This is a genomic window from Yersinia rohdei ATCC 43380, assembly GCF_000173775.1.
GTDB classification, from domain to species: Bacteria; Pseudomonadota; Gammaproteobacteria; order Enterobacterales; family Enterobacteriaceae; genus Yersinia; species Yersinia rohdei.
In genome coordinates, this window is the sequence record NZ_ACCD01000002.1 from 86616 (window position 1) to 112642 (window position 26027).

Sequence of the window (26027 nt, forward strand, 5' to 3'; positions counted from 1 at the left end):
TTTAAAGTATAAACCTCTGATAGCGGATAGCTTTAAGATAAATACGAAAAACAGGGTATTTAACTGTGCTATTGGCAAGATAAGAAACCACTTATAAAGCAGCTGATTTAAATAAGTAAAAACAAGTAATTAAGCCATTTTTATATTCTTAGGTTAGTGCATAACTTACTGGTAAAAATGGAATAACATGACACACTACTAATAGCGTTGATTTACTTTTACTTCTTTATCGTGGTTAACATATTAAACTAAATAAAAAACAGATCGTAATAAAACAATAGGTTGCATTAAAAATAGGTTGTAATTATGACAACAATTAGTGAGCAGGTAGCCCCTATGCTGCATGATACTAAGCTAGAACAGCAGATTTTAAAGCGTTCGATTTTTTGCACTTTGTTTATTGCCGTTATGGGGATCATTTTTGGTATTGCTTGCGGCTCAATGTCGATTATTTTCGATGGCATGTTTTCTGCTTTAGATGCGGGGATGTGCAGCTTATCTTTATTGGTGTCACGGCTACTGGGTCAACCTAATAGCCGGCGTTTTCAATATGGTTTTTGGCATGTAGAACCCTTAGTTTTGGCCTTCAATGGCAGTTTATTGGCTTTCCTTTGTCTCTATGCTTTTGTTAATGCGATTAAAGGAATTATTGATGGTGGTCGGGAACTGGAGCTAGGTTGGGCGATTATTTATACATTGGTCGTGAGTGTTTTCTGTTTTACTCTCTTCTTAAAACAACGTCGTTTAAATAAACGTGTCAAATCTGAATTGATTGCGCTGGATACCAAAAGCTGGTTGATGTCAGCCTGCATAAGTGCCGCTTTATTAGTGGCTTTTTTATTGTCGTGGAGTATGGAAGGCACCCGTTATGAGCATTTGACGGTTTATACTGACCCTGCTGTATTAGCCTTGCTAACCCTGATATTAATTCCAGTGCCGATAAAAACAGTAATAGCGGCTATCCGCGAAGTATTACAGATGACGCCAGACACACTGGATACGTCGATGGAAAAATTAATGGACAAGATGATGGATAAATACCATTTTGTGGATTATTCACATTACGCAACTCGAATTGGCCGTGGTTTATTTGTTGAAATTCATGTTGTTATTCCACCAGAAATGGAAAACAGTGGCGTATCCTATTTTGACCAAATACGTGATGAAATATCCCTGGCTATCGGCGAGTCAGGCCCGCATCGCTGGTTAACAATTTCTTTTACCCGCAATGCTAAGTGGTTGTAAATTAACCAATGAATTCAAGATTATTTGACATTAACTAACCGGGGTAATAACAAGATGATTGCTAAACGCCAAATAAAACTTAACCCTCTTGGTGCACCGCCAATATTTAATACAGCCACTAAAGTAGCGCTGAGCGATAGCACTATTGCGGCTCGGAAAGCTAAAGTTATCAGTAATATGATTCAGGCTGAGATGGATTATTTACTTGTTTATGCCGATAAAGAACATGGTGGCAATTTTGAGTATCTGGCGGGCTTTATTCCCCGATTTGAAGAAGCAGCTTTGGTATTGCATGTCTCAGGGGAAATATATTTATTATTGGGTAATGAGAATTTAAAATTATCGCAATACGCTCGAGTCAACAATACCGCGATTCATGTTCCCTATTTCTCTCTGCCCAATCAACCGATGGAAAACACTAAGACGCTAGCTGAATTATTGGTTGATACCGGGATTCAACAGGCCAAAAAGTTAGGCGTAGCAGGGTGGAAATTGTTCACTAGTCAGCTGGACGATAATAACCAGTTATTTGATATTCCCTATTTTCTTTTGGATGCCATTAAAAAATCTGTTTCGCCAATAACCCCGATTATTAATGCAACAAGATTATTTATTGGTAGTGATACTGCGGCCAGGGTGACGAACAATGCTAATGAAGTCGCACATTATGAATATGGCGCTAATCTGGCTTCTAATTGTATGCTCAAAGCATTGGCTGCCATAGACGTGGGTATCACAGAAAAACAACTCGGAAGTTATCTGACAGAGGGCGGGCAGCCGAATACGGTGGTGATAATTGCTGCGACCGGCGATCGTTTTGAACAAGCTAATTTGTATCCGGGGGATAAAAGGGTACAACTTGGCGATAAGATATCATTAACTACTGGATTTAAAGGTGGCCTGAGTAGTCGAGCTGGTTATGCCGTCCATCATGCGGATGAACTGCCGGTTGGACAAAGAGATTACCTTGATAAAGTCGCTATTCCTTATTACACCACGGTAGTGGCCTGGCTGGAAAATATCCGCATCGGCATGGCGGGTAAAGAAATGTATGAATTAGTTGAAGCCGTGTTTCCTAAAGCGCAATACCATTGGTCGTTAAATCCGGGTCATTTAGTTGCTGATGAAGAGTGGTTATGTTCGCCTATTTATTCTGCTTCAGAAGAAAAAATTCGCAGCGGGATGTTATTCCAAATTGATATTATTCCTTCGGTAAAAGGATATGCTGGTGTAAGTGCGGAGGACGGTATTGCGCTGGCTGACCAACAGCTACGTGATGAGCTTGCAACTCATTACCCAGAGGTTTGGCAAAGAATACAAAAACGTCGTGATTACCTCAGTAAAATATTGAATATCCACCTTAGTGAAGAAATCTTACCCATGTCTAATACTGTTGGTTATCTGCGGCCTTTCTTGTTAGATAAACACCATGCATTGCAATGCATCACTGACTCGGCACACTAAAATTTCAAGCATTTGTATTTTATATCATGGGGGCTATTTAGCCCCTTTAGCTTGCCTTCGGCCTTGCGATTGCTCGAACCGATGGTCAGATTTACCTCCCTGCTGAGATTTCATGCAAACTGAAGGCGATACTCTGGCCATCTTGTGGCATAATGCGCGCCGAATCACATTTTCTAGTATTCTTGAATATCCCTATTCAGTAATCAAATCGAGAGCGAGCTCTGTGCTAAGTACTAACAATATCACCATGCAATTCGGCAGCAAGCCGCTGTTTGAAAACATTTCAGTAAAATTCGGTGGCGGTAACCGCTATGGCCTGATCGGCGCTAATGGTTGTGGTAAATCCACATTCATGAAAATCCTTGGTGGTGATCTGGTGCCAAGCGGCGGTAACGTATTCCTTGACCCGAATGAGCGCTTGGGTAAGTTGCGTCAGGATCAATTCGCCTTTGAAAACAACACAGTGCTGGACACCGTTATTATGGGTCACGGCGAACTGTGGGAAGTAAAAGAAGAGCGCGACCGCATTTATGGCATGGCCGAGATGAGCGAAGATGACGGCTATAAAGTAGCTGATCTGGAAGTTGCCTACGGTGAGATGGATGGTTACAGCGCAGAAGCCCGTGCCGGTGAATTGCTACTGGGTGTGGGTATTCCTGTTGAGCAACATTATGGCCTGATGAGCGAAATTGCTCCCGGCTTTAAATTGCGTGTATTGCTGGCGCAAGCTTTGTTCTCAGATCCAGAAATTCTGTTACTTGACGAACCAACCAACAACCTGGATATCGATACTATCCGTTGGTTAGAACAAGTTCTGAATGAACGTAATAGTACCATGATCATTATTTCCCATGACCGTCACTTCCTGAACATGGTGTGCACCCACATGGCGGATCTGGATTACGGCGAATTACGTGTTTATCCAGGTAACTATGACGAATATATGACTGCGGCGACCCAAGCCCGTGATCGTCTGTTATCGGATAACGCGAAGAAGAAAGCCCAGATTTCTGAGCTGCAATCCTTTGTAAGCCGCTTTAGCGCCAATGCCTCTAAATCCAAGCAGGCAACTTCGCGCGCACGCCAAATTGATAAAATTCAGCTTGATGAAGTGAAGGCCTCCAGCCGCCAGAACCCGTTTATCCGCTTTGATCAGGATAAAAAGTTATTCCGTAATGCGCTGGAAGTTGAACTGCTGACTAAAGGTTTTGATGACGGCCCATTGTTTAAAAAGCTGGATCTTCGCCTGGAAGTTGGTGAAAAAGTGGCAATCCTTGGGCCAAACGGTATTGGTAAATCTACCTTACTGAAAACGTTGGTAGGGGATTATGAGCCAGATAGCGGCACAGTAAAATGGTCTGAAAACAGTAAGATTGGTTACTACGCGCAGGATCACGCCAGCGATTTTGAAATCGATTTGACCGTATTTGACTGGATGAGTCAGTGGAAACAGGAAAAAGATGACGAGCAGGCTGTGCGCAGCGTGTTAGGCCGTTTACTGTTTAGCCAAGATGACATTAAAAAGAAAGTTAAGGTGCTGTCTGGTGGTGAGAAAGGGCGGATGTTGTTTGGTAAGCTGATGATGCAGCGCCCTAACATTCTGGTAATGGATGAGCCAACTAACCACTTAGATATGGAATCCATCGAAGCGCTTAACATGGCATTGGAAATGTACGAAGGCACGTTAATCTTTGTTTCCCATGACCGTGAGTTCGTTAGCTCCCTGGCGACCCGAGTGATTGAAATGACACCGAAAAAACTGATCGACTTTACCGGTAACTACGAAGATTATCTGCGTAGCCAGGGTATTCAGTCCTGATTGAGTGTCAATAAGGAAAGATAGACTGCTGGCAAAGTTGGTTGGCGGGGAAATGTGCCAGATGGGTGTCACGGCGTAAGCACTCGGTGTACCCATCGACACAGTCGCCCCGGCTGACTCGGCGCTGATAATGTCGGTTTGTCTCAATTAAAGCTGATGCATTGCATCAGCTTTTTTTATGTCGATTATTCGCTAAATCTTGCTGCAAACCTCACAGTTAGCATCCTTTGTCAGTTTCAGACTACGAAACTCTGCCGTCATGGCGTCGTACATCAACACACGACCTGATATGACCTGACCATATTCAGCCAGTAACTTTATGGCTTCCATTGCTTGTAAATTGCCAATAATACCTACCAATGGGGCCATTACGCCGGCTTCAACGCAACTTAGGGCATTGTCACCAAATAACCGGCTAAGACAACGATAACAGGGCTTATCTTCCTGATATGTAAAGACACTGACTTGGCCTTCCATGCGGATTGCTGCACCAGAAACCAGTGGTTTATGCTGTGCATAACAGAGGCGGTTAAGTTGTTCACGGCTGGCGACATTATCAGTGCAATCCAACACTAATTGATGTTCAGCGATTGCAACAGAGAGTTGTTCATCATCTAACTGAGTATCAATGAGTTCCAGTTTCAGGCTGGGGTTCATCTCTGACAATGTCAGTGCCGCAGAGGCTACTTTAGACATACCGATACGGCTATCACGGTGCAGAATCTGTCTTTGTAGGTTGGAAAGAGAAACCGTATCAAAATCCAGCAGTGTAAGATGGCCTACACCTGCCACCGCCAGATATTGTGCTGCTGCGCACCCAAGGCCGCCTAATCCGACAATTAATACCTTAGCTGCATTTAGTTTTTCCTGACCATCAAAGTCAAAACCGCGCAGGACGATTTGCCGGTTATAACGCAGGGTTTGTTCATCCGAAAGTTCAGGTAACATATTAGGTTCTCAGTAATTTATTGTTAAATGATTCGCTAGCTCAATAATTCATTAAATAACTCAATTTCAACGGTTTCACCGACCGCTACCGAACCACGTTCCCGTTCAAGGACAATAAAGCAGTTGCCCTGGCTGAAGGAGCTGAAAACATGAGAACCTTGATGGCCGGTGGTGTGAACTTCCAGTTCACCTGTGGCATTGGTAGAAAAAATCCCGCGTTGAAAATCCAAACGGCCCGGTGTTTTCTTCAATTTTGTCGCCGCTTTGGCCCGCAAACGTAATGGTGGATGCCAGGTCGAATGGCCGGAAAGTTTGGCAATAAGCGGCTGTACCAACTGATAGAATGTCAGTGCTGCAGAGACTGGGTTGCCGGGCAAACCGCAGAACCAGGCACTTGCCAATTTGCCAAAAGCAAAAGGCTTACCCGGTTTTATGGCTAATTTCCAGAAACCGACATTCCCTAACTCATCCAACATCTGTTTGGTGTAATCAGCTTCACCCACAGATACCCCGCCACTGCTAATAACTAAGTCAGCTGCGGCGTTCGCGGTTTCAAATGCCTGACGCAATTTCTCCTGGTCATCAGGGATGACACCAAGATCAATAATTTGGCAGCCTAATTTTTGCAGCATCAAGCGCACCGCAAAGCGGTTAGTATCGTAAATCTGGCCTTCTCCTAGCGGCTGCCCGACGGGCTGTAATTCATCACCAGTTGAGAAAATTGCGACCTTTAAGGCACGGAAAACACTAATTTCTGCAATACCTAATGATGCCAATAGTGGCAACTGCGCAGCGCCTAGTTTTACTCCTGCAGGGAAAACAGCAGCCTCTTGTTGGATATCTTCGCCGGCTAATCGGATATTCTGACCCACATGAACATGGCCACTAAATATGACACCTTGTTCATTTACCGTCGCTTGCTCTTGCATGATAACTGCGTCTGCGCCGTCTGGAATTGGGGCGCCGGTCATTATCCGAATACAGGTATTGGCAGGCCAGGTGCCTTTAAAAGGTGCGCCGGCAAAAGCCTTACCCGCCACCGGTAAGGGAATTGTGCTGTTAAACTCATGACTGCGTACAGCATAACCGTCCATAGCTGAGTTGGCGAAAGGGGGAACTGCAATTGGAGAGGTAATTGCTCTGGCTGTGATACGCCCCGCAGCATCAGTGAGTGCAATAGTTTCTGTGGCCTGTAATGGCGTGACCTGTGACAGCATTTTAGTCAGTGCTTGTTCCAGAGAGAATAAATCTGAGGTATTACAGTGATCCATACTGAACTCCGTGGGCTGAGAGCACTGCCGCCAGAAGCTATAACTGGTGCAGGGCTACCTATCAAGAAAGAGAACCATTATGGCAGAGATTACTAAGCGGGTGAATTGACTGGAGGCAAAGAGAACCCATACTGATACTATCTTGCGCTGAAGTATTCTTTTTATTAGCAGTTACCTGCATCAGGCGAACGAGGAGGGGATATGGATTACCATAAAATTCTGAAGTTTTGGTTTAGTGAGATAGACTCGGCGTTGTGGTTCAAAAAGGACGAGGATTTTGATGCTCAGCTACGTCAGCAGTTTGGTTCTGTTTGGCAAGCGGCGTCGAAGGGCGAACTGGCACATTGGCGGCAGAATATTGAAGGGCGCTTGGCCGAAATTCTAATACTAGATCAATTCAGCCGGAATTTATTCCGCGATTTGCCTATGTCTTTTTCATGTGATGGCATGGCATTAGTGCTGGCACAAGAAGCGGTAAGTCGCGGTCAGGTAGGGCAGCTATCTGAGATACAACGTGGTTTTCTCTATTTACCTTTCATGCATTCAGAATCTGCATTGATTCATCAGCAAGCATTGGCGCTCTATACCGAGTTGGGCAATGAAATTCAGTTGGATTATGAGCTGCGGCATAAAGCAATAATTGATCGCTTTGGCCGGTATCCGCACCGCAACGTTATTCTTGGGCGAGTATCCAGTGCAGAGGAACAGGCATTCCTATTACAGCCAGGATCTGCATTTTAGGTCGTTAAGACAAAATAAAAGTATAAATACTAACTGGTATGTCGCTATTTATTAATGAGCGGCATACTGATGATTATTTGTCCATCCCTGTGATTTATTCCACGCGGTTTATAGAATAAAACCTCAGATAAAAAGATGCGCAGTAAAATAATCCTGGTGGTTCTACAGAGCCCTGAAAGAATTGCCGAGCTTATATTATAGTATTGAACTTTGCTACAAACAGTGTCGCTATTGTCAGTGCTAAAAAGCTTTTCTAGCTTTAATTTACTGTTGTCTCGGCTGTCTATGCTCCATTTTGTCAGCTTCTAACCCTCTACTAGTGAGTTGCCATGCGGCGGAATGTCATCATCAGAAGTCAGGATGCTAGGTGTTAGATATATGATGTTGGATGGTCGCGAGTAATTTCCCTGTCCCACAACATATATCATTATACCCTTCAGTATGCCTGCGATTAATGACTCTGTCATGGGGGCAACCACCATGACAAATAGAAAACCATCGGCAATTATGCATTTTTTTAGTTGCCGCTTTTTCCTCATTAATAGCTTGTTGATTATGTGATGACCGTGCGAGAAGATCAGCTAAATCAGTATGCAATAATGAGCCATAAATGCTGTCTTTATCACCAACATATTTATCGCAAGGGGATATATCGCCATTGGGTTCTAGGGTGATGATTTCTTGTGAACAATTTCCCGACCAATAACAGGCTGCTGGTTTATTTGCCGGGTTTTTTAGAACCTTAATAAAATCGTCAAAAACAGCAATATGTATTTTTTCTTGATAACCCTTGACCCAAATAGTAAACAATACTGAGAGGAAATTAATGAATTCGGCATAACTGATAAAGCTATTACCAATATACTCCCCTTTAAGCAAGCGATTATCTGGAACTATATTAAGAAATTCAATGCTAGATAAATCAATTGAAATAAAATAGTCGAGCATTTCTTTCATATCAGTTTGATACACCTCTCTGTCAACAACAATGAGGGCACCATACAAAATGTTGTGTTGGCGAAGCTTTTTTATTCCTCTTGCAACACGATCAGAGGTTCCTTTGCCACGGTAATCTACTCTCCGTTTATCATTCACACTAGGGACTCCATCAAGACTAATCCCAACATTAAGGCCAATACCTTGAATGAACGTTAACCACTCATCTGAAATATTAACTAAGTTTGATTGCATGGTATTAGTTATAAATTGCGCTGGTCGTTTAAATTGTTGCTGTAACCAAATAAGCTTTTTAAAAAAGGCGGGTTTTAAAAGTGTTATTTCTCCTCCATGCCATACAAACTCAAATCTGTTTACGTTAGGTATTGCAAGGATTTTTCGTACAGTATGAACTAATGTATGAAATGAAACTGTCTGATTGGGGCCTTCAGCCCATGAATGACAATAAGTGCAACGGAGGTTACATAAACGGGTCGCCTTCAATACAATAACCAATTTATCTGCTTTAATCGCTTGAGCTGAAATAGTTTTCTTTATTTCTTCATTGTATATATCCAATTCATCATTATCTAATAATTGTTCTGCTGGGATTTTTCCAATAAGATAAGCGGATAGGGTTTTATATTCGCAGCTATCTAGCTTTTCTAAGCTTTGGATGTTCACGTCATTGATACTAATACAGTCAATATTTCTTACCGGTATTATATCTCTCATAATACACTCCTTAATTTAAGTGAAGTTACCATCCTTCATGTTTATTACTCTATTTCCGTAAGTCGATGCTTCATCTGAATGGGTTACCATAATAATCGTTGTGCCTTTTTCATTTATAACTTTTAATTGCTGAAGTACCGCATGAGCATTTTTACTGTCTAAATTTCCAGTAGGCTCATCAGCTAAGAGTAATGCAGGTTTTGCAACCATAGCTCGAGCTATAGCTACTCGTTGTTGTTGACCACCCGAAAGTTGTATCGGTTTGTGCTCTTTTCGGTTATTGATATCGAAGAGAGCCAAAACTTGATTCACTCGTTCAATTCGTTCTTTTTTACCAACGCCACGATATTTAAGCGGCAATGCAATGTTATCAAAGACAGATAAATGTGGAATTAGGTTAAATGATTGAAATATATACCCTATCAGTGCTCTCCTAAGAGATATTTTTTGTGAATAACTCAAACTAGTAATATCGTTTCCGTCGAGAGTCAAAGAACCACGGTCCAGTTTATCAAACATACCAATAATATTAAGTAGTGTTGATTTACCCGAGCCTGATGGCCCCATAATTGAAACAAAGTCACCTTTTTGTACAGAAAAACTGAGATTATTCAAAACCAGCGTTTTTACTGTTTTGGTGGCATAGCATTTTTCTGCATTTTGTATATTTAGCATGTTATTTGAACTCAATGATATCATATTCATTATTATTGGCATCCGGAGGCATCACAATTTTCTGTCCAGCCTTTAATCCTAAGATGATTTCTGTTTTCGTGTTACTTCTACGTTTTACTTCAACTTTCGTCTTTATGGCTTGATCACTTTCTGTTTGATAAACATAGATAAAATTATTCCTATTATTATCTGAAACAATACTATCTGAAGGCACGAGTAATATATCTTCATTGTCTTCTTGTAATAATATCCTAATCTCAATCGACTGGCCTCTTTTTAGATGAGAAATACTTTCCTTGCCAGGAATTAGTTTTGCTTTAAATTTTCCGTTCTCAATAATAGTGGATACTGACTCAATAAGTAGTGGAATGTCTTGACCATTTATTTGTGACATTATATTGCTTTGTGGTTTTATTTTATCGAGATAATATTCACTTAAATAAACATTGAAATAATATGATTGCAAGTTATCTATTATTGCAATTTTTTCACCAGGTTTTATTTGTTGGCCCAACTCAATATCCAAAACAGATAACGTTCCAGTAATAGGTGCAGTTATCACTAACTGATCCAGACCATCCTCGATCATTTTCATCATATTCTCAAGTAATGATATGGATTTATCTATATTTATAAATTGTGATGGCAATGATTTTTTATTTTTATTATTATGATCTTGCAATATATCCATTTTTATTTTCCAGTTTTTAAGCATACCAATTTGATACTCTAATTCTGATTTTGCAATCATCGATTTTTTATCAAGCTGCTGATGTCGTGCTAAGTCTTTAGAAAATTTCGCTATCTGATGTTCAGCTTCCTGTAAATTAATTTTTGTATCACGATTATCTTGATCCAATTGCATTTTAATATTACGAAGATTATTTGTTTTCTCAGCAATATTAGCTATTCGGGATGTTGCCTCCAACATAAAGTCATAATTTGATAGGTTAGCAATAACATCGCCTTTGACTACAGTATCAAATGCTTTTTTGGTAATACCAATAACTTTTCCTCCACGCTCGCTTGATATAATGACACTTTTCTGAGGTACAGCTATTGCTCGGGTGATCAATAATTCCTGATAAGCTTCTGGATGTATAGTGTGAAAAATAGCCTCATCTCGTGAAATAACTAAAGTATGTTGTGTTGTGGATAAGTAATAAATTGAGTAAAGACCGGCAATAATAAAAAGCAACACACAAAAAATGATTAGTTTGGCACTTTTATTTATAGATTTTTTTTCTTCAATTCTTATATCCATAATTTTATTTGTTTTTCCTGACATTAAACATATTGCTATTTAAAATAAGTGTGGTGCTCATAATGAAAACTATACTTAAAATGAAGCTAAGGAGAGCGCAAGTGGCATAGAGATAAGATGTCCCACTAACCAAACTAAACTGATCCAGCCAGTGATGTAATAACCAAAAACTTATAGGGAGAGATATTATTGCTGCTATAAATATAGGTGTTAAGTTTTGTTGTATAAAGAAAATAGTGTTTGTATAAATAGAGCCGCCAATGGATTCCATTATTTTTAATGTTTTATCGAGTCGTTTTGTTTCTGAACTCCCAACTATTATGGTGCTTATCATTATTAATATTATTGAAATTAAAGTGACCAAGTTGATAGTTTTTTTTATTAAATTATTATTATTGAAGTGTTCTTTATGTAAATTATCAACTAACTTTATTGTTTCAGAGTTTATATTATAATATTTTAATGTTTTCTCAACATCTTCCAGATCCCGAATGTCATTTAGTTTCACTGCCGCAAAGCGCTGACTATCATCTTGAATAAAAATAAGTAATGGGGATGGGGTGGTTTCGCGATCTGCAAGATAAAAATCATCAACTATTTGTAGAACCCTTACTGCTTGCTGTGAACCATTGTTGTTAATATAGAATAAATTGTTCAGAACTTGATCGTTGGAATGCAGTCCCATTAGAGTTGCAAAAGACTTAGTAGCAATCGCATGGTGAATATTGGTGTTGTCACTAGGTAATACCAAGTTTTCGCTGCCAGCAATTGTTGTTATTCCCCAGACTTTAAAAAAGTGCTTATTTACATTAAGTGTATTTACCGTCACTAACTTGTCTTTTTCTTGTTGGTTATGATGAAATACTGACATGTTACTTCTCGACATGTCAAAAGGCTGCCAACTGCTCATCGCGATATTCCCTGCGCCAACTATTCCCTTTAATTTATCTTGTAATGCATTGATTGATGTTTGAGACTTCAATTCATCATTTAGTACAAATGTCACAAGGTTTTCTTTTTCATAACCAAAGTCATAGTTTTGCATAAAACGCATTTGGGTCATTACTCCTGCCCATAAGTAAATAATGATTCCGGCAACAATTATTTGTAAGCAAAATAGGGTGCCATGTATTTTTTGAGTGTGGGACTGTTGAGCATAAAGACTGTTGTAGGAAGTGCTGTTAGAGGGTGAAAGCGTAAGTAAAAATAAAAGATGAGCAAGTAAAATTGCAACGTAAGTCGCTGTTAATGTAATAGAGAATGCGGTTAAGAAGTTATCATCACCTTGAATAAGGATGAGTTCTCTAACATCTTCTGAAAATTGTATTAATGATAGTAAAATAAATAGCACGAATAAAAGCATGAAAATAGTTTGTAATGTTGCGATAAAAAATGATTCTACAACCAATTGATAATAAGAAGCACCAACGGCCTTCTTTATATAAAAGCTATTTTTTTTGTTTGAATTTATTACGTTGTTGATATTAAAGAAGTTCATAGTTGTAGTTAAAAAAACAAACAGGCCAGCAGCATATAAAATATTTAAATATGCTGATGAAATAACAGTGCTCATTTCATCAGGCAATGCATTATCATAATGTATATCAGTAATATTCCTTGTTGATAATTTGATAAATTCTTCAGGGCTGAAGGGCGCTCCTGGGAGCTGAGGCGCATACTGGCTAATATGAGAATTCAATTGTTCGGAACTGAGTGTTATACCGGGTTCCATCGTGATAAATACATAGGCGTGTGTATCATACCAATCATGTCTTTTATCATGATAGCCTGCTATGACTTCAGGCGCTAATGCGATAATTGCATTGGTTTTAAAACGACTTGATTTATTGAAATCAACTACTTCCTTAATGATAAATTGTCCTTTATCTCCTAATGTGATTATTTTTCCTTGTGGTGTATCCAGCTGAAGGTATTGGCGATTAAACTCAGGAGTAATAATGATTTCATTTTGTGCGAGATGCGTCACTTTTTGCTGGAAAAGATTTAAGGAATTTAAAAAATCTGCGCTAACGGCAAAAATATCTACATTTGAATAGGTTTTATCGTTGCTCTGTAATCGAGTGACAATACGGAAGATAGAATCAACACGCTTAATATTTTCATCATTCTCTAATACAGAAATAAGCGGCAAAGGAACTTGAGCTGACTTGACTTGATCACCATTGGGCAAGTTAAACAGAGTTTCTATTCGATAAATATCTTGATGGTTTTCATGCTGAGTTTCAATACGATAATCAGTTAAATAAAGGAGTAACACCAGGAATGATGAGATTAATCCAATGGCTGTTACTATTATTGCTAACAAGCTTGATATTGGACTAAGTTTTAAATCATTGAAAAATTCACCTGTCAGCATATAAGAATGTCTCACTTATTAATAGAATCTATTTGTATTATTATTTGTTGGCTACTGTTTCGTTACTCTATCAATATTGAAATTAATTACATTATTTCATGCTGCTATATTGAGTTTTCACAGGGTGACTATTGGGATTAAGATACTAACTTAAGTACCTTAATCCATTACTATCAAAAAATTATTAATGAGTTGTATTATTGTTGTGTGAAGCTTTTTGACCAGTTCCATGCGGTTATTTTATTGTTAACTTCACTGTTCTTTAAGTTTTCTATTTCATTATTATTTATAGTAAGAGCATTGTTTTTAAATGATTCATCTAATGATCCTAACTTAGTTAACAAGGCCATTATATTAGAAGGGATTATTTCCCCATCAGGGTTGCGTGATGTATATATATAATTATCCATTTTAATTATTCCTTTTAGAGGTTATTAATTGTTGCTCAGTGTTGAGCCACTTATTTGTAATTCTTTTTTAAAAAAATATCAATGTTTTTTACAGAGGGAATTTTTAAGATACTTATTTTCTCTTATTATTTTATAGATTAAAGATAAATGAAATTGTAACTTAAATAATTATATATTCTCTTTCAAATAAAAAGCCCCTGACGGGGCTGATATTATGGCTTATTCAACTCGATTTCGTCTCTATGGGTGCAAATACTCCGCATGGAAACGTAAGTGGTCTTCAATAAAGGTCGCTATGGTAAAATAGCTATGATCATAACCTGGTTGAATACGTAGAGTTAGCGGCCAGTCACGTTGGCGTGCTAATTCGGCGAGTTTTGCCGGTTGTAACTGGTCGGCCAGGAACTGATCACCATCACCCTGATCAACTAATATGGGCAGTGGATTTTGCGCATTAGCCAGTAAATGGCAGCTATCATATTGCAGCCATTGGCTTTCGTCTGCCCCCAAATACGCACTAAAAGCTTTGCGGCCCCAAGGTACCTGACAGGGGTTTACTATCGGCGCAAAAGCGGAGGCAGACTTATACTGCTGCGGGTTGCGCAGTGCCAACATCAGCGCGCCATGGCCGCCCATAGAGTGGCCACAGATAGATTGACGGGCGCTAACACTGAAATGCTGGCGGATCAGTGCGGGTAATTCTTGGCTGATATAATCGTACATGCGGAAATGTTCAGACCACGGCGCTTGGGTAGCATTGAGGTAAAAACCTGCACCTTGCCCCAAATCATAGCCATCATCATTCGGAACGTCATCGCCACGCGGGCTGGTATCCGGCATAACTAAAACCAGCCCTAACTCTGCGGCAATCCGCTGTGCGCCCGCTTTTAATGTGAAGTTTTCATCATTACACGTCAGCCCCGACAACCAGTAAAGCACGGGAGGCGGATTATCATCCCGTGGGGGGGGCAGATAGATGCTGAAGGTCATATTGCAATTCAGGCTGCTGGCGGTATGGCGGTAGCGTTGCTGCCATCCACCAAACATCCGGTGCTCTTCGAGAAGTTCAAGTGACGTATTCATGCGTTGTCTGCCTCCTTACTTTATTTTTTTTGTAGCGAATGATTTTGTGACGATTGATCGAAATGGATCACCGAGCGAATGGATTTGCCTTCATGCATCAAATCAAAAGCTTCATTGATTTGATCTAAGCTCATGGTATGAGTAATGAAATCATTTAAGGCGAACTTGCCATCCAGATATTGCTGCACAATACCCGGTAATTCTGAACGACCTTTTACCCCACCAAAGGCAGAACCACGCCAAACTCGGCCAGTCACTAATTGGAATGGACGGGTTGAGATTTCTTCACCCGCCCCTGCAACACCAATAATCACGGATTCGCCCCAGCCTTTATGGCAGCATTCTAATGCTGAGCGCATGACATTGACGTTACCAATACATTCAAATGAGAAATCCACGCCACCATCGGTCAGCTCGACAATCACATCCTGGATAGGTTTATCATAATCTTTCGGATTGATCAGGTCAGTCGCGCCCAGTTTGCGGGCCAGCTCGAATTTGCTGGTATTCAGGTCGATGCCGATAATGCGGCCCGCACCAGCCATTTGTGCGCCAATAACGGCAGACAATCCAATACCGCCCAGGCCAAAGATAGCCACGGTATCGCCAGGTTTTACTTTAGCGGTATTGATAACCGCGCCCATACCGGTGGTCACACCGCAACCCAATAGACAGACTTCTTCTAATGGGGCTTCTTTATTGATTTTTGCCAGTGATATTTCCGGCACGACGGTCAATTCAGAAAACGTTGAGGTGCCCATGTAGTGGAAAATAGGCTGGCCATTTTTAGAGAAGCGGGTGGTGCCATCGGGCATCAAGCCTTTACCTTGGGTGCTGCGAATGGCTTGGCACAAGTTGGTTTTACCTGAGCGGCAGAATTTACATTCACCACATTCTGGCGTGTACAGCGGGATCACGTGATCGCCCACCGCAACACTGGTTACACCTTCACCAATAGCTTCTACGATCCCACCGCCTTCATGGCCGAGGATCGCCGGGAATACACCTTCAGGATCTTTGCCCGACAAGGTGTAGGCGTCAGTGTGGCAAACCCCACTGGCGACAATCCGCACCAGCACTTCGCCTTTTTGTGGTGGCATCAAATCAACTTCTTCGACGGATAGTGGCTGGTTTGGCCCCCATGCGACTGCGGCGCGGGTTTTAATCATCTCCATGGTGTTGCTCCTATAGCTTCTGCGTGATGAGTGTTATATAAATATATTCTTTATGTATCAAATATGTTTCATCTAATTATTTCAGATAACAGCTAATGATACTTGTATAGATTATGACCTGAAAATAGGGTTCTGCCTGGCCAATCACGGAGTTTCAATTTGCTCAATTATCAACTCTTTGAGTGCGCGGACATTGGGGCTAAAGGCGTCTTTACGCCAAATAAGCCAAGTGGCGGTATCGGCAATTTCGGGTGGTAGTTGATGGACTTGCACCCGTTCGTGGCCGGGTAACAGGGCCAATACTGAATGCGGGATGAGCGCCAATCCGGCACCGCTGGCAACACAGGCCAGCATGGCATGGTAAGACTGGATTTCCATGATATGCCCGGGTAACACCCCGGCTTGACGGAACCAACTTTCCAGCCGCAGTCGGTATGAACAACTGGCGCGAAAGGCAAACAGGGTTTCATCCACGGCATCACGGGCTTGCACAATAGGGGGGTGATTCAGACTGGAAATAATCACCAGTTGTTCGTCGAATGAGCGGCAACCGTGGAGTTCATCATGCTGTACCGGGCCATCGACCAATGCTGTAGCCAGGGTACCGGCACGCACTTGTTCAATGATTTCACCGGAGGTGCCGGTGGTCAGTGATAAAGAAACCTTAGGATAGCGCTGATGATAAGCCGCCAACAGGCTGGGCAGGCGAGTTGCTGCGGTACTTTCCATTGAGCCGAGCGGGAAGTTACCCGCCGGTTCACCGGCATGAGTAATTCGCATGGCTTCTTCGCTCAATGCCAGAATTCGGTTGGCGTAGCAGAGAAAATTATGCCCCATTGGGGACAGGCGCAGGCGCTGTTTCTCACGGATAAACAGGTCTGCCCCCAGCTCGATTTCAAGCTGACGTAGACGCGTCGTCAAGTTTGAAGGGACGCGGTGCATTTGCTCCGCTGCACGGGCTACAGAACCAGTTTGTGCCACACAGCAAAACATACGCAGCTGGGTCAGATCCATAAGCGTTCTCTTTTCGTGATTAACTTAATGAGTATTATTCATTTTTTGTGATTCTAATGCTCAGGCATGATATTGGCAACTTTCTTTTAACCGACTGGCAGTGCGATTCACTGACAGGGCTATGGATGGGCAGGGCAAATGGCATTAAGAATTGCATTAAGTGGTTTTCTGGCATTAGTGGTGGCGATGGGAATTGGGCGTTTTGCCTTCACCCCACAAGTGCCGCTTATGATTGCAGAGCACCAATTCACACTGACGGGCGCGGGGCTGGTTGCGGCTTTTAATTATCTCGGTTATCTATTTGGTGCCTTTGATGCCATGCGCGCTAGTCGTCATGTCGAGCGCCGTTTATGGCTGGGATTGTGGGGGGCGGTAACCCTAACACTGCTGTCGGCGGTTGTTGATGGGCCGTGGTGGCATGGAGTGGTGCGTTTTGCGATTGGTTGGGCCAGCGGCTGGTCGATGGTGTTAATTGCGGCCTGGACTAATGAACGTCTGGCGCATTTTGGCCGCCCAGCACTGAGTGCCGCCGTTTTTGCTGGGCCGGGCGCGGGGATATTCATTAGCGGAATGCTAGCTGTGCTGATCCATAGCTATGGGTTATCAGCTGCGCAAGCCTGGCTGGTATATGGTGTATTGGCACTGATTATCATTGCCGCTATTAGTATTAATTTACCTCGTAATGGGGAGCTGCATCGCCCACATATTGTTGCGGTTCCATTGATACTCACGCCAGCACTGAAGCGTTTGGTGTGGAGCTACAGTCTGGCTGGATTTGGTTATATCTTACCCGCCACCTTTTTATCGCAAATGGCGACGTCCCGCTTCCCAGAAAGTCTGTTTGCCCAGTTTGTCTGGCCGGTTTTTGGTGGCGCGGCGGTCATAGGAATTATCATTGGCATCCTGACTCGTCATGGTATGACGTCGCAAACACGATTAGCACTGACATTGTGGGTGCAAGCATTGGGCGTGCTCTGTGCCGAATGGGTGCCGGGGGTGAGTGGCTTGGCATTAGGCGCATTACTGACAGGCGGCGGTTTCCTCAGTGTGGTTCAGCTTTCTTTGCAGCATGGCCGCGAACTGGCACCAGAACATACCCGCTATATGGCCGGTTTGCTAACTACTGGTTATGCTATCGGGCAGTTGATTGGCCCAATCTTATCCGCAATATCAACGGCTTTGACTCATCGTCTGGAGCCGGCACTGTATGTGGCTGTCATTGCACTGATTATTGCCGGCGGCTTAGTGATTAACACCCCAGCCCGTGGTCGGGAAGCCGTCAATAGTTGAATGCGGGCAAATCACTGTTGGTGATGTATCTATTTCATCATGATAGAAAGAACAGTGAGAGATGAATAACAATCACTGGATAATCATTTTGCTCTCAACTAAAGTGGGGAGCAAAATCTGAACGTGATCTACATCATGTTTATCGCGCTCGGATACGGACGCCTGTTGGAGAAAAGAATGTCATCGCTGAGTAAAGAAGCAGAGCTGGTTCATGAAGCATTGCTGGCCCGTGGCCTTGAAACCCCATTGCGCAAACAAGAATTAGATGCCGAAACGCGCAAGACTCGGATCCAGGAACATATGACGCAAGTCATGCAATTGTTGAATCTTGATTTGTCTGACGATAGTCTGGCAGACACGCCAAGACGAATTGCCAAGATGTATGTTGATGAGATTTTCTCCGGGCTGGATTATGAAAATTTCCCCAAAATCACCTTGATAGAAAATAAAATGAAGGTTGATGAAATGGTTACGGTGCGAGATATCACCCTGACTAGCACCTGCGAACATCATTTTGTGACTATCGATGGTAAAGCGACAGTGGCTTATATTCCGAAAGATAGCGTGATTGGTTTATCTAAAATTAACCGTATCGTGCAGTTTTTCGCCCAGCGCCCACAAGTGCAAGAGCGGCTAACACAGCAAATTTTGCTGGCGTTGCAGACCTTGCTGGGAACTAATAATGTCGCGGTTTCTATTGATGCAGTGCATTACTGTGTTAAAGCACGGGGTATTCGTGATGCCACCAGTGCAACCACCACCACATCATTAGGCGGGTTATTCAAATCCAGCCAAAATACCCGTCAGGAATTCTTGCGCGCAGTTCGTCATAATAGCTAACGCCACTAGGGTTCATTAGCCTTTTGCCAGAGTGGGTGTCAATGGATGCCCCTATACAGGATGTCGGGTATGCGTCAACGCATCGCAACGCTAGACAGTGCGCGAGGTCTGGCCATTCTTGGCATTCTTCTGCTCAATATAAGTGCCTTTGGTTTGCCAAAGGCGGCTTACCTTAACCCCGCCTATCTTGGTCTACCCTCGGTGTCTGATACCTGGACATGGGCCATTCTTGATATCGTCGCGCAAGCAAAGTTTCTGTCTATTTTTGCCATTTTGTTTGGTGCTGGCCTTGAGCTGCTGCTAAAACGGGGCAAAGGCTGGATTCGAGCGCGGCTTTCTCTGTTGTTATTATTGGGACTCATTCACGGCATTTTCTTCTGGGATGGCGACATTCTTCTGGCTTATGGTTTGATTGGGTTGGTGTGCTGGCGCATGATCCGTGATGCGAAAGATGCCAGCAGTTTATTGCGCACCGGTGCGGTGATGTATTTACTGGGTGTTGCGGTATTACTGTTGCTGGGGTTTATTACCAATGGGGAGCCGGGGCGCTTCTGGCAACCGGGGCCTGCTGATCTGCAATACGAACAATTCTGGAAATTACAGGGGGGGATAGAGGCCTGGAAAAACCGGCTGGATCTATTGTCATCCAATTTGATTGCTATCGGCGCGCAATACGGCTGGGAACTGGCGGGCTCGATGTTATTTGGTGCCGGATTAATGCGTTGCGGATGGCTGCGCGGCACTTTCAGTTTGCGCCATTACCGGCTACTGGCTGCTTGTTTGATACCGCTTTCATTAGTTATCCAAATACCCGGGGTAGCAATGCAATGGCTGGTCGGGTGGGATTACCGCTGGACGGGCTTTTTGCTGCAAGTGCCTCGTGAGTTAGGCGCGCCATTACAGTCTGTCGGGTATCTGGCCCTGTTGTATGGCTTTTGGCCGAGTATATCGCGCTGGCGTGTCAGCCATTGGTTAGCACAGGTGGGCCGCATGGCTCTGAGTAATTATCTCTTGCAGACATTGCTATGCACTTTGCTGTTCTATCATTTTGGTTTATACCAACAACTCGATCGCCTGCAATTATTAGCTATCGTCCCCTTAGTCTGGTTATGTAATATTCTTTTCTCCTTGTTTTGGCTGCATTATTTTCCCCAAGGGCCAGTAGAATGGCTCTGGCGGAAATTAACTGCTTATACTTGCGGTCAATCGTTACAACCTCGCAACACTAAGCTTTGAATCGGTCGGTAAAGCAGCAATGAGTGAGTGGTTGCAAAATTGTATGTAAACGTTTTCTTTCTTGTGACGCATTTCACGTGGCGATTTCAACAAACTGGGTAGGATAGGCCATCTGCCGTGCCAGGTTGTTTTCAATAACTTGTTTCACTAAGTTGTTTTCAACTGATGCACGGTGACTTATTGATTCACAGGATAAGGTCATGGCCACTCTGCATTCAGCTGGAAACACTATTACCATTCGCGATGTGGCCTCACGGGCAGGCGTTTCGCTGGCTACTGTCTCCAGAGTTCTTAATAACAGCGCGTCTATCCGGCCAGAAACGCGAGCCGCAGTGCTGAAAGCCGTGTCAGAACTGGGCTACCGCCCGAATGCTAATGCGCAGGCGCTGGCCACCCAAAGCAGTGATACTGTGGGCGTGGTGGTCATGGATGTCGCGGATCCCTTTTTTGGTGCACTGGTGAAAGCGGTAGACACTGTCGCTCAACGTCATCAAAAATATCTGTTAATTGGCAATAGTTATCATCAGGCAGATAAGGAACGTAATGCCATCGAGGTGTTGCTGCGCCAGCGGTGCAATGCATTAGTTGTTCATGCTAAGGCCTTGAGTGATAGTGAGTTAATTTCTTTTTTAGACCAAGTTCCGGGCATGGTTTTGATTAATAGGATTATTCCTGGGTTTGAGCATCGTTGTGTAGGATTAGACAATGTTAGCGGTGCGCAAATGGCGTGTCGCTTGCTTCTCAAACAAGGCCATCAGCGCATTGGTTTCCTCGGTTCAAATCACCCCATTGATGATGTTATGCAGCGCCAAACCGGTTATCTAAATGCCCTTGAGGGCGCAGGTATCACTGCGCCTGATAGTTGGCGCGCGTATAGCACGCCAGATTTAGCGGGAGGAGAGCGGGCGATGATTGACTTGTTAGGGCGCAATTTGCAACTCAGTGCCGTGTTTGCTTATAACGACTCAATGGCTGCTGGTGCACTGGCAGTATTGAAAGAGAACGGCATCAATGTACCTGAGCAGTTTTCGCTGGTGGGCTTTGATGATATCCCGATAGCACGTTATACCAGCCCAAAATTAACCACAGTGCGTTATCCCATTGTTTCTATGGCAACTTTGGCCACGGAGCTGGCCCTTGAGGGGGCCAGACGTGTGCCAGACCCTCATGCTGCTTATTGTTTTCAACCCACACTGGTTCCGCGACATTCAGTCGCAATTTGTGGTGTCGCTCACTAGTTCGGGATTTATTCTTGTGTAACCGTTTTCAATCTGTGAGAAAATTCACAGATTCTTAACAACGGGCCGTCTATGCTCTAGTTGTTTTCTACCTGAATTTACTCATGTGTCATCGGTTACCAAATAAAAAAATACCAGGTAACGGGTTTTTGAATAGCAATTTACAAATGCGAGTTCCGCAGACGACGAGTTTGTAAATGACATATTTTTTTGATGATTCAGGCAGTTTTTCGGAGTGGAGTGTGCTCAAGGACGATAGAAATTCAGTGTCAGTTGCTTTAAACGATGGGGCATTCTCACGTAAAGGCGATGGTGTTATCACCCTGTACTACCCTACATAAACCCGGAGATATAAATGAATAAGAAGGTTTTCACATTAGCGACTCTGGTTGCCAGCATGATGTTCGGCGCGGCGGCTCAAGCTGATACCCGTATTGGTGTCACTATTTATAAATATGATGACAACTTCATGTCCGTGGTGCGTAAAGCCATCGAGAAAGATGCTAAAGCATCTCCTGATGTTACCTTACTGATGAACGACTCCCAAAATGACCAATCCAAGCAAAACGATCAAATTGACGTGTTGCTGGCTAAAGGCGTAAAAGCCCTGGCAATTAACTTGGTTGACCCAGCAGCAGCGCCGGTTGTGATTGATAAAGCCCGTGCAAATGATGTTCCAATTGTCTTCTATAACAAAGAACCTTCACGTAAAGCGCTGGACAGCTATGACAAAGCTTATTATGTCGGAACTGATTCCAAAGAATCGGGTGTAATTCAGGGTGAGTTGATTGCTAAACATTGGCAAGCCAATCCAGCTTGGGATCTGAACAAAGATGGCAAAATTCAATTTGTGCTGCTGAAAGGCGAGCCAGGTCATCCAGATGCTGAAGCTCGTACCACTTATGTTATTAAGACTCTGAATGAAAAAGGCCTGCCAACTCAACAATTGCAGTTAGATACCGCAATGTGGGATACCGCACAGGCTAAAGATAAGATGGATGCTTGGTTATCTGGCCCTAACGCTAACAAAATTGAAGTGATTATTGCTAACAATGATGCGATGGCAATGGGCGCGGTCGAAGCATTGAAAGCGCATAACAAATCCAGTATTCCAGTATTTGGTGTCGATGCCTTACCAGAAGCTTTGGCGATGGTGAAATCAGGTCAAATGGCCGGTACTGTTCTGAACGATGCGAACAATCAGGCAAAAGCGACCTTTGATCTGGCGAAAAACCTGGCTGCGGGTAAACCTGCCGCTGAAGGGACTAACTGGAAAATCGAGAACAAAATCGTACGTATTCCGTATGTAGGTGTTGATAAAGATAACTTGGCTAATTTTACCAAGTAATCGCCAACATCTGAGATAAATACCCTGGGTAATATACCAAGGGTTGGGAATTAACTATTATCCTTCTGGCCCCGATACCGGGTAACCAGCATCGGGGCGGAAGGTTTTTTGCATGAATCCTTATTTTAGAGCGTGTGCTGAACTGTTGAGATAATAAACATCTTGCAGATAAGTCGCGATTCTTAGCCAGGTATAACTATGGCCGATATTAATACAGCACAACCTCGCGAGTGGTTGCTGGAAATGAGTAATGTGAATAAATCATTTCCGGGCGTAAAGGCGTTAGATAACGTAAATCTTAAAGTGCGACCAAATTCTATCCATGCATTAATGGGCGAAAATGGTGCAGGTAAGTCAACGCTATTAAAATGTCTGTTTGGTATCTATAAAAAAGACTCCGGAAGCATTCTATTTCTGGGGCAAGAAATAGAGTTTAAAAGTTCTAAGGAAGCATTAGAACATGGCGTCTCTATGGTACATCAGGAATTAAACCTGGTATTGCAACGTACCGTAATGGATAACATGTGGTTAGGCCGTTACCCAACTAAAGGTTTCTTTGTCGATCAAGATAAAATGTACAAAGATACCAAAGCTATCTTTGATGAATTAGATATTGAGATTGATCCGCGCGATAAAGTAGCTACTTTATCCGTATCTCAAATGCAGATGATCGAAATTGCCAAAGCATTCTCTTATAATGCCAAAATAGTCATTATGGATGAGCCAACTTCTTCATTAACAGAGAAAGAAGTTAATCATCTATTTACGATAATTCGTAAATTAAAAGAACGTGGCTGCGGTATTGTTTATATCTCTCATAAGATGGAAGAGATATTCCAGCTATGTGATGAAATTACTATTTTACGTGATGGTCAGTGGATAACCACTCAGCCTTTGGAAGGGCTGACGATGGATCAGATAATCTCAATGATGGTTGGGCGTTCGCTGAGCCAGCGCTTCCCTGATCGTATCAACACACCAGGTGAAGTCATTCTGGAAGTGAAGAATCTGACCTCACTGCGCCAGCCATCTATCCGTGATGTATCCTTTGATTTACATAAAGGCGAGATATTGGGGATTGCAGGATTGGTGGGCGCTAAGCGAACCGATATTGTTGAAACCTTATTTGGCATCCGTGAAAAAGTTTCTGGCACCATTAAATTACACGGTAAGAGTATTAATAACCACAGCGCCAATGAAGCCATTAATCATGGTTTTGCCCTAGTAACAGAAGAGCGGCGTTCAACCGGGATTTATGCTTATCTCGATGTTGGTTTTAATTCTCTTATCTCAAATATCCGCAATTATAAAAATAAATTTGGACTGCTGGATAATACGCGTATGAAGAGCGATACCCAATGGGTTATCGATGCCATGCGGGTAAAAACGCCGGGTCACCGTACCAGTATTGGCTCACTATCCGGCGGTAATCAGCAGAAAGTTATTATTGGCCGTTGGCTACTGACTCAACCAGAAATATTAATGTTGGATGAACCGACACGAGGTATTGATGTCGGTGCTAAGTTTGAAATCTATCAGTTAATGACTGAACTAGCGAAGAAAGACAAAGGAATTATTATTATTTCCTCTGAAATGCCTGAGCTATTAGGGATCACTGACAGAATTTTGGTAATGAGTAATGGTCAGGTTGCGGGAATTGTTGACACAAAACATACCACGCAGAATGAAATATTACGTCTTGCATCCTTGTATCTCTAATCTAGTCGAAGGTTCTTATTATGAATGCGTTAAATAAGAAAAGCATGCTCACTTACCTTAAAGAGAGCGGGATTTATGTAGTATTATTTGTCTTACTAGCAATCATTATTGTCAAGGATCCGACATTTTTAAGTCTAATGAACTTAAGTAATATTCTGACCCAATCTTCTGTGCGTATTATTATCGCATTGGGTGTGGCGGGCCTGATTGTTACCCAAGGGACTGACCTGTCAGCTGGTCGCCAGGTCGGTTTGGCTGCGGTAGTAGCGGCAACTATGCTGCAAGCTATGGATAACGTTAATAAAGTTTTCCCAGATTTGCATACTGTTCCCATTCCGGTAGTTATTTTAACTGTTTGCTTAATTGGCGCAGTTATCGGTTTGGTTAACGGCATTATCATTGCTTACCTAAATGTGACGCCATTTATTACCACATTGGGCACGATGATTATTGTTTACGGGATTAACTCCCTGTATTACGACTATGTTGGTGCATCGCCAATTGCAGGTTTTGACCCGGCGTTTTCAACCTTTGCCCAAGGTTTCTTGCGGTTTGGTGATTTCAAACTGTCCTACATTACCTTCTATGCTTTGATTGCTATCGGCTTTGTTTGGGTGTTGTGGAACAAAACGCGTTTTGGTAAGAATATCTTCGCGATTGGTGGCAACCCTGAAGCGGCCAAAGTGTCCGGCGTGAATGTGCCACTAAACTTAATCATGATTTATGCTTTGTCTGGTGTGTTCTATGCATTCGGCGGGATGTTGGAAGCAGGCCGTATCGGTAGTGCCACAAATAACCTCGGCTTTATGTATGAGTTAGATGCAATTGCTGCCTGTGTGGTGGGCGGGGTGTCCTTCAGTGGTGGTGTGGGTACTGTTATCGGTGTTGTGACCGGTGTCATTATCTTTACTGTGATTAACTACGGCCTGACTTATATTGGTGTAAACCCTTACTGGCAATATATTATCAAGGGCGCGATCATTATCTTTGCGGTAGCACTGGATTCACTGAAATACGCGAAGAAAAAATAATTTGTTCGTGTTGGTCGGTATAGTGGTAAGTGCTAAGTGAGCAGTAGGTAATTAGCAATACACATCAAAAGGAAAGCCAGACCGGGGATAACCTGGCTGGCTTTTTTATTATTTCTGTCAATATCATCAATGTCATTTCGTCATAATTGTCGACCTCTACCACTCTAA

Annotated in this window: 21 protein-coding genes; 11 read left to right on the forward strand and 10 right to left on the reverse strand. The window is 42.7% G+C overall.

Features of this window, described 5'->3' with window-relative positions:
* Positions 1-306 precede the first annotated feature (306 nt).
* The 3 genes from YROHD0001_RS14485 (at position 307) to YROHD0001_RS14475 (ending at position 4528) form a co-directional block, all read left to right on the forward strand.
* Positions 307-1245: a cation diffusion facilitator family transporter gene (locus tag YROHD0001_RS14485; RefSeq protein ID WP_032816107.1), complete on the forward strand. Its 939-nt coding sequence runs from the start codon at positions 307-309 to the stop codon at positions 1243-1245.
* A 54-nt stretch (positions 1246-1299) separates the two neighbouring features.
* The gene (locus YROHD0001_RS14480; RefSeq protein ID WP_004713467.1) at positions 1300-2709 is read left to right on the forward strand and encodes a M24 family metallopeptidase; all 1410 of its coding nucleotides are present in this window, start codon (positions 1300-1302) and stop codon (positions 2707-2709) included.
* Between the two features lie 223 nt (positions 2710-2932).
* Positions 2933-4528: an ABC-F family ATPase gene (locus tag YROHD0001_RS14475; protein WP_071817864.1), complete on the forward strand. Its 1596-nt coding sequence runs from the start codon at positions 2933-2935 to the stop codon at positions 4526-4528.
* Between the two features lie 192 nt (positions 4529-4720).
* Here YROHD0001_RS14475 and moeB read toward each other — a convergent pair whose 3' ends face one another.
* Both moeB and moeA read right to left on the reverse strand, forming a co-directional pair.
* A complete protein-coding gene (gene moeB / locus YROHD0001_RS14470) occupies positions 4721-5476 on the reverse strand; it encodes a molybdopterin-synthase adenylyltransferase MoeB (RefSeq protein WP_004713469.1) in 756 nt (251 codons plus the stop codon).
* A 35-nt stretch (positions 5477-5511) separates the two neighbouring features.
* A complete protein-coding gene (gene moeA / locus YROHD0001_RS14465; protein WP_004713470.1) occupies positions 5512-6747 on the reverse strand; it encodes a molybdopterin molybdotransferase MoeA in 1236 nt (411 codons plus the stop codon).
* 201 nt (positions 6748-6948) lie between these two features.
* Here moeA and YROHD0001_RS14460 point away from each other — a divergent pair, with 201 nt between their 5' ends.
* Complete coding sequence (locus tag YROHD0001_RS14460) at positions 6949-7488, forward strand: DUF924 family protein (protein ID WP_004713471.1); 540 nt, start codon at positions 6949-6951, stop codon at positions 7486-7488.
* A gap of 363 nt (positions 7489-7851) precedes the next feature.
* Here YROHD0001_RS14460 and darE read toward each other — a convergent pair whose 3' ends face one another.
* From darE to ptrR, 8 genes are all read right to left on the reverse strand, one after another.
* Positions 7852-9159 (reverse strand): darobactin maturation radical SAM/SPASM protein DarE, encoded by a 1308-nt coding sequence (gene darE, locus YROHD0001_RS14455; RefSeq protein WP_004713472.1) that lies wholly within the window; start codon positions 9157-9159, stop codon positions 7852-7854.
* A 15-nt stretch (positions 9160-9174) separates the two neighbouring features.
* Entirely contained in the window at positions 9175-9834 is a 660-nt protein-coding gene (gene darD / locus YROHD0001_RS14450) for a darobactin export ABC transporter ATP-binding protein (protein WP_004713473.1), read from the reverse strand.
* A gap of 1 nt (position 9835) precedes the next feature.
* Positions 9836-11098, reverse strand: coding sequence for a darobactin export ABC transporter periplasmic adaptor subunit (gene darC / locus YROHD0001_RS14445; protein WP_004713474.1), 1263 nt, complete (start codon positions 11096-11098; stop codon positions 9836-9838).
* A gap of 4 nt (positions 11099-11102) precedes the next feature.
* Positions 11103-13475 (reverse strand): darobactin export ABC transporter permease subunit, encoded by a 2373-nt coding sequence (gene darB / locus YROHD0001_RS14440; RefSeq protein ID WP_004713475.1) that lies wholly within the window; start codon positions 13473-13475, stop codon positions 11103-11105.
* Positions 13476-13672: 197 nt separating this feature from the next.
* Positions 13673-13825, reverse strand: coding sequence for a darobactin family peptide antibiotic (darA, locus tag YROHD0001_RS20400; RefSeq protein WP_282645133.1), 153 nt, complete (start codon positions 13823-13825; stop codon positions 13673-13675).
* 300 nt (positions 13826-14125) lie between these two features.
* Positions 14126-14968 (reverse strand): S-formylglutathione hydrolase, encoded by an 843-nt coding sequence (fghA, locus tag YROHD0001_RS14435; protein WP_032816111.1) that lies wholly within the window; start codon positions 14966-14968, stop codon positions 14126-14128.
* A 20-nt stretch (positions 14969-14988) separates the two neighbouring features.
* A complete protein-coding gene (locus YROHD0001_RS14430; protein WP_004713480.1) occupies positions 14989-16143 on the reverse strand; it encodes an S-(hydroxymethyl)glutathione dehydrogenase/class III alcohol dehydrogenase in 1155 nt (384 codons plus the stop codon).
* Positions 16144-16287: 144 nt separating this feature from the next.
* The gene (gene ptrR, locus YROHD0001_RS14425; RefSeq protein ID WP_004713481.1) at positions 16288-17157 is read right to left on the reverse strand and encodes a putrescine utilization regulator PtrR; all 870 of its coding nucleotides are present in this window, start codon (positions 17155-17157) and stop codon (positions 16288-16290) included.
* A gap of 138 nt (positions 17158-17295) precedes the next feature.
* Between ptrR and YROHD0001_RS14420 the strand changes: the two genes are divergently transcribed.
* The 7 genes from YROHD0001_RS14420 to mglC all read left to right on the forward strand — a co-directional run bounded on the left by YROHD0001_RS14420 (position 17296) and on the right by mglC (position 25859).
* Complete coding sequence (locus YROHD0001_RS14420; RefSeq protein ID WP_004713482.1) at positions 17296-18447, forward strand: YbfB/YjiJ family MFS transporter; 1152 nt, start codon at positions 17296-17298, stop codon at positions 18445-18447.
* A 177-nt stretch (positions 18448-18624) separates the two neighbouring features.
* Complete coding sequence (gene folE / locus YROHD0001_RS14415; RefSeq protein ID WP_025377748.1) at positions 18625-19287, forward strand: GTP cyclohydrolase I FolE; 663 nt, start codon at positions 18625-18627, stop codon at positions 19285-19287.
* Between the two features lie 69 nt (positions 19288-19356).
* Positions 19357-20523 (forward strand): DUF418 domain-containing protein YeiB, encoded by a 1167-nt coding sequence (gene yeiB, locus YROHD0001_RS14410; protein ID WP_004713484.1) that lies wholly within the window; start codon positions 19357-19359, stop codon positions 20521-20523.
* Positions 20524-20723: 200 nt separating this feature from the next.
* A complete protein-coding gene (gene galS, locus YROHD0001_RS14405) occupies positions 20724-21761 on the forward strand; it encodes an HTH-type transcriptional regulator GalS (protein WP_004713485.1) in 1038 nt (345 codons plus the stop codon).
* Between the two features lie 355 nt (positions 21762-22116).
* Positions 22117-23109 carry a galactose/glucose ABC transporter substrate-binding protein MglB gene (mglB, locus tag YROHD0001_RS14400; RefSeq protein ID WP_004713487.1) on the forward strand — a complete coding sequence of 331 codons (993 nt, stop codon included), beginning with the start codon at positions 22117-22119 and terminating at the stop codon, positions 23107-23109.
* A 198-nt stretch (positions 23110-23307) separates the two neighbouring features.
* Positions 23308-24828, forward strand: coding sequence for a galactose/methyl galactoside ABC transporter ATP-binding protein MglA (mglA, locus tag YROHD0001_RS14395; RefSeq protein WP_004713488.1), 1521 nt, complete (start codon positions 23308-23310; stop codon positions 24826-24828).
* Positions 24829-24848: 20 nt separating this feature from the next.
* Positions 24849-25859 (forward strand): galactose/methyl galactoside ABC transporter permease MglC, encoded by a 1011-nt coding sequence (gene mglC, locus YROHD0001_RS14390; protein ID WP_004713489.1) that lies wholly within the window; start codon positions 24849-24851, stop codon positions 25857-25859.
* Positions 25860-26027 lie beyond the last annotated feature (168 nt).

Bases quoted from the DNA above. Each gene is read 5' to 3' on its own strand.
- YROHD0001_RS14485 (WP_032816107.1), top strand. From the start codon at position 307: ATGACAACAATTAGTGAGCAGGTAGCCCCTATGCTGCATGATACTAAG.
- mglA (WP_004713488.1), top strand. From the start codon at position 23,308: ATGGCCGATATTAATACAGCACAACCTCGCGAGTGGTTGCTGGAAATG.
- darC (WP_004713474.1), bottom strand. From the start codon at position 11,098: ATGGATATAAGAATTGAAGAAAAAAAATCTATAAATAAAAGTGCCAAA.
- mglB (WP_004713487.1), top strand. From the start codon at position 22,117: ATGAATAAGAAGGTTTTCACATTAGCGACTCTGGTTGCCAGCATGATG.
- darD (WP_004713473.1), bottom strand. From the start codon at position 9,834: ATGCTAAATATACAAAATGCAGAAAAATGCTATGCCACCAAAACAGTA.
- galS (WP_004713485.1), top strand. From the start codon at position 20,724: ATGGCCACTCTGCATTCAGCTGGAAACACTATTACCATTCGCGATGTG.
- moeA (WP_004713470.1), bottom strand. From the start codon at position 6,747: ATGGATCACTGTAATACCTCAGATTTATTCTCTCTGGAACAAGCACTG.
- YROHD0001_RS14430 (WP_004713480.1), bottom strand. From the start codon at position 16,143: ATGGAGATGATTAAAACCCGCGCCGCAGTCGCATGGGGGCCAAACCAG.
- fghA (WP_032816111.1), bottom strand. From the start codon at position 14,968: ATGAATACGTCACTTGAACTTCTCGAAGAGCACCGGATGTTTGGTGGA.
- folE (WP_025377748.1), top strand. From the start codon at position 18,625: ATGTCATCGCTGAGTAAAGAAGCAGAGCTGGTTCATGAAGCATTGCTG.
- moeB (WP_004713469.1), bottom strand. From the start codon at position 5,476: ATGTTACCTGAACTTTCGGATGAACAAACCCTGCGTTATAACCGGCAA.
- darB (WP_004713475.1), bottom strand. From the start codon at position 13,475: ATGCTGACAGGTGAATTTTTCAATGATTTAAAACTTAGTCCAATATCA.
- ptrR (WP_004713481.1), bottom strand. From the start codon at position 17,157: ATGGATCTGACCCAGCTGCGTATGTTTTGCTGTGTGGCACAAACTGGT.
- darA (WP_282645133.1), bottom strand. From the start codon at position 13,825: ATGGCCTTGTTAACTAAGTTAGGATCATTAGATGAATCATTTAAAAAC.
- mglC (WP_004713489.1), top strand. From the start codon at position 24,849: ATGAATGCGTTAAATAAGAAAAGCATGCTCACTTACCTTAAAGAGAGC.
- YROHD0001_RS14480 (WP_004713467.1), top strand. From the start codon at position 1,300: ATGATTGCTAAACGCCAAATAAAACTTAACCCTCTTGGTGCACCGCCA.
- YROHD0001_RS14420 (WP_004713482.1), top strand. From the start codon at position 17,296: ATGGCATTAAGAATTGCATTAAGTGGTTTTCTGGCATTAGTGGTGGCG.
- darE (WP_004713472.1), bottom strand. From the start codon at position 9,159: ATGAGAGATATAATACCGGTAAGAAATATTGACTGTATTAGTATCAAT.
- yeiB (WP_004713484.1), top strand. From the start codon at position 19,357: ATGCGTCAACGCATCGCAACGCTAGACAGTGCGCGAGGTCTGGCCATT.
- YROHD0001_RS14460 (WP_004713471.1), top strand. From the start codon at position 6,949: ATGGATTACCATAAAATTCTGAAGTTTTGGTTTAGTGAGATAGACTCG.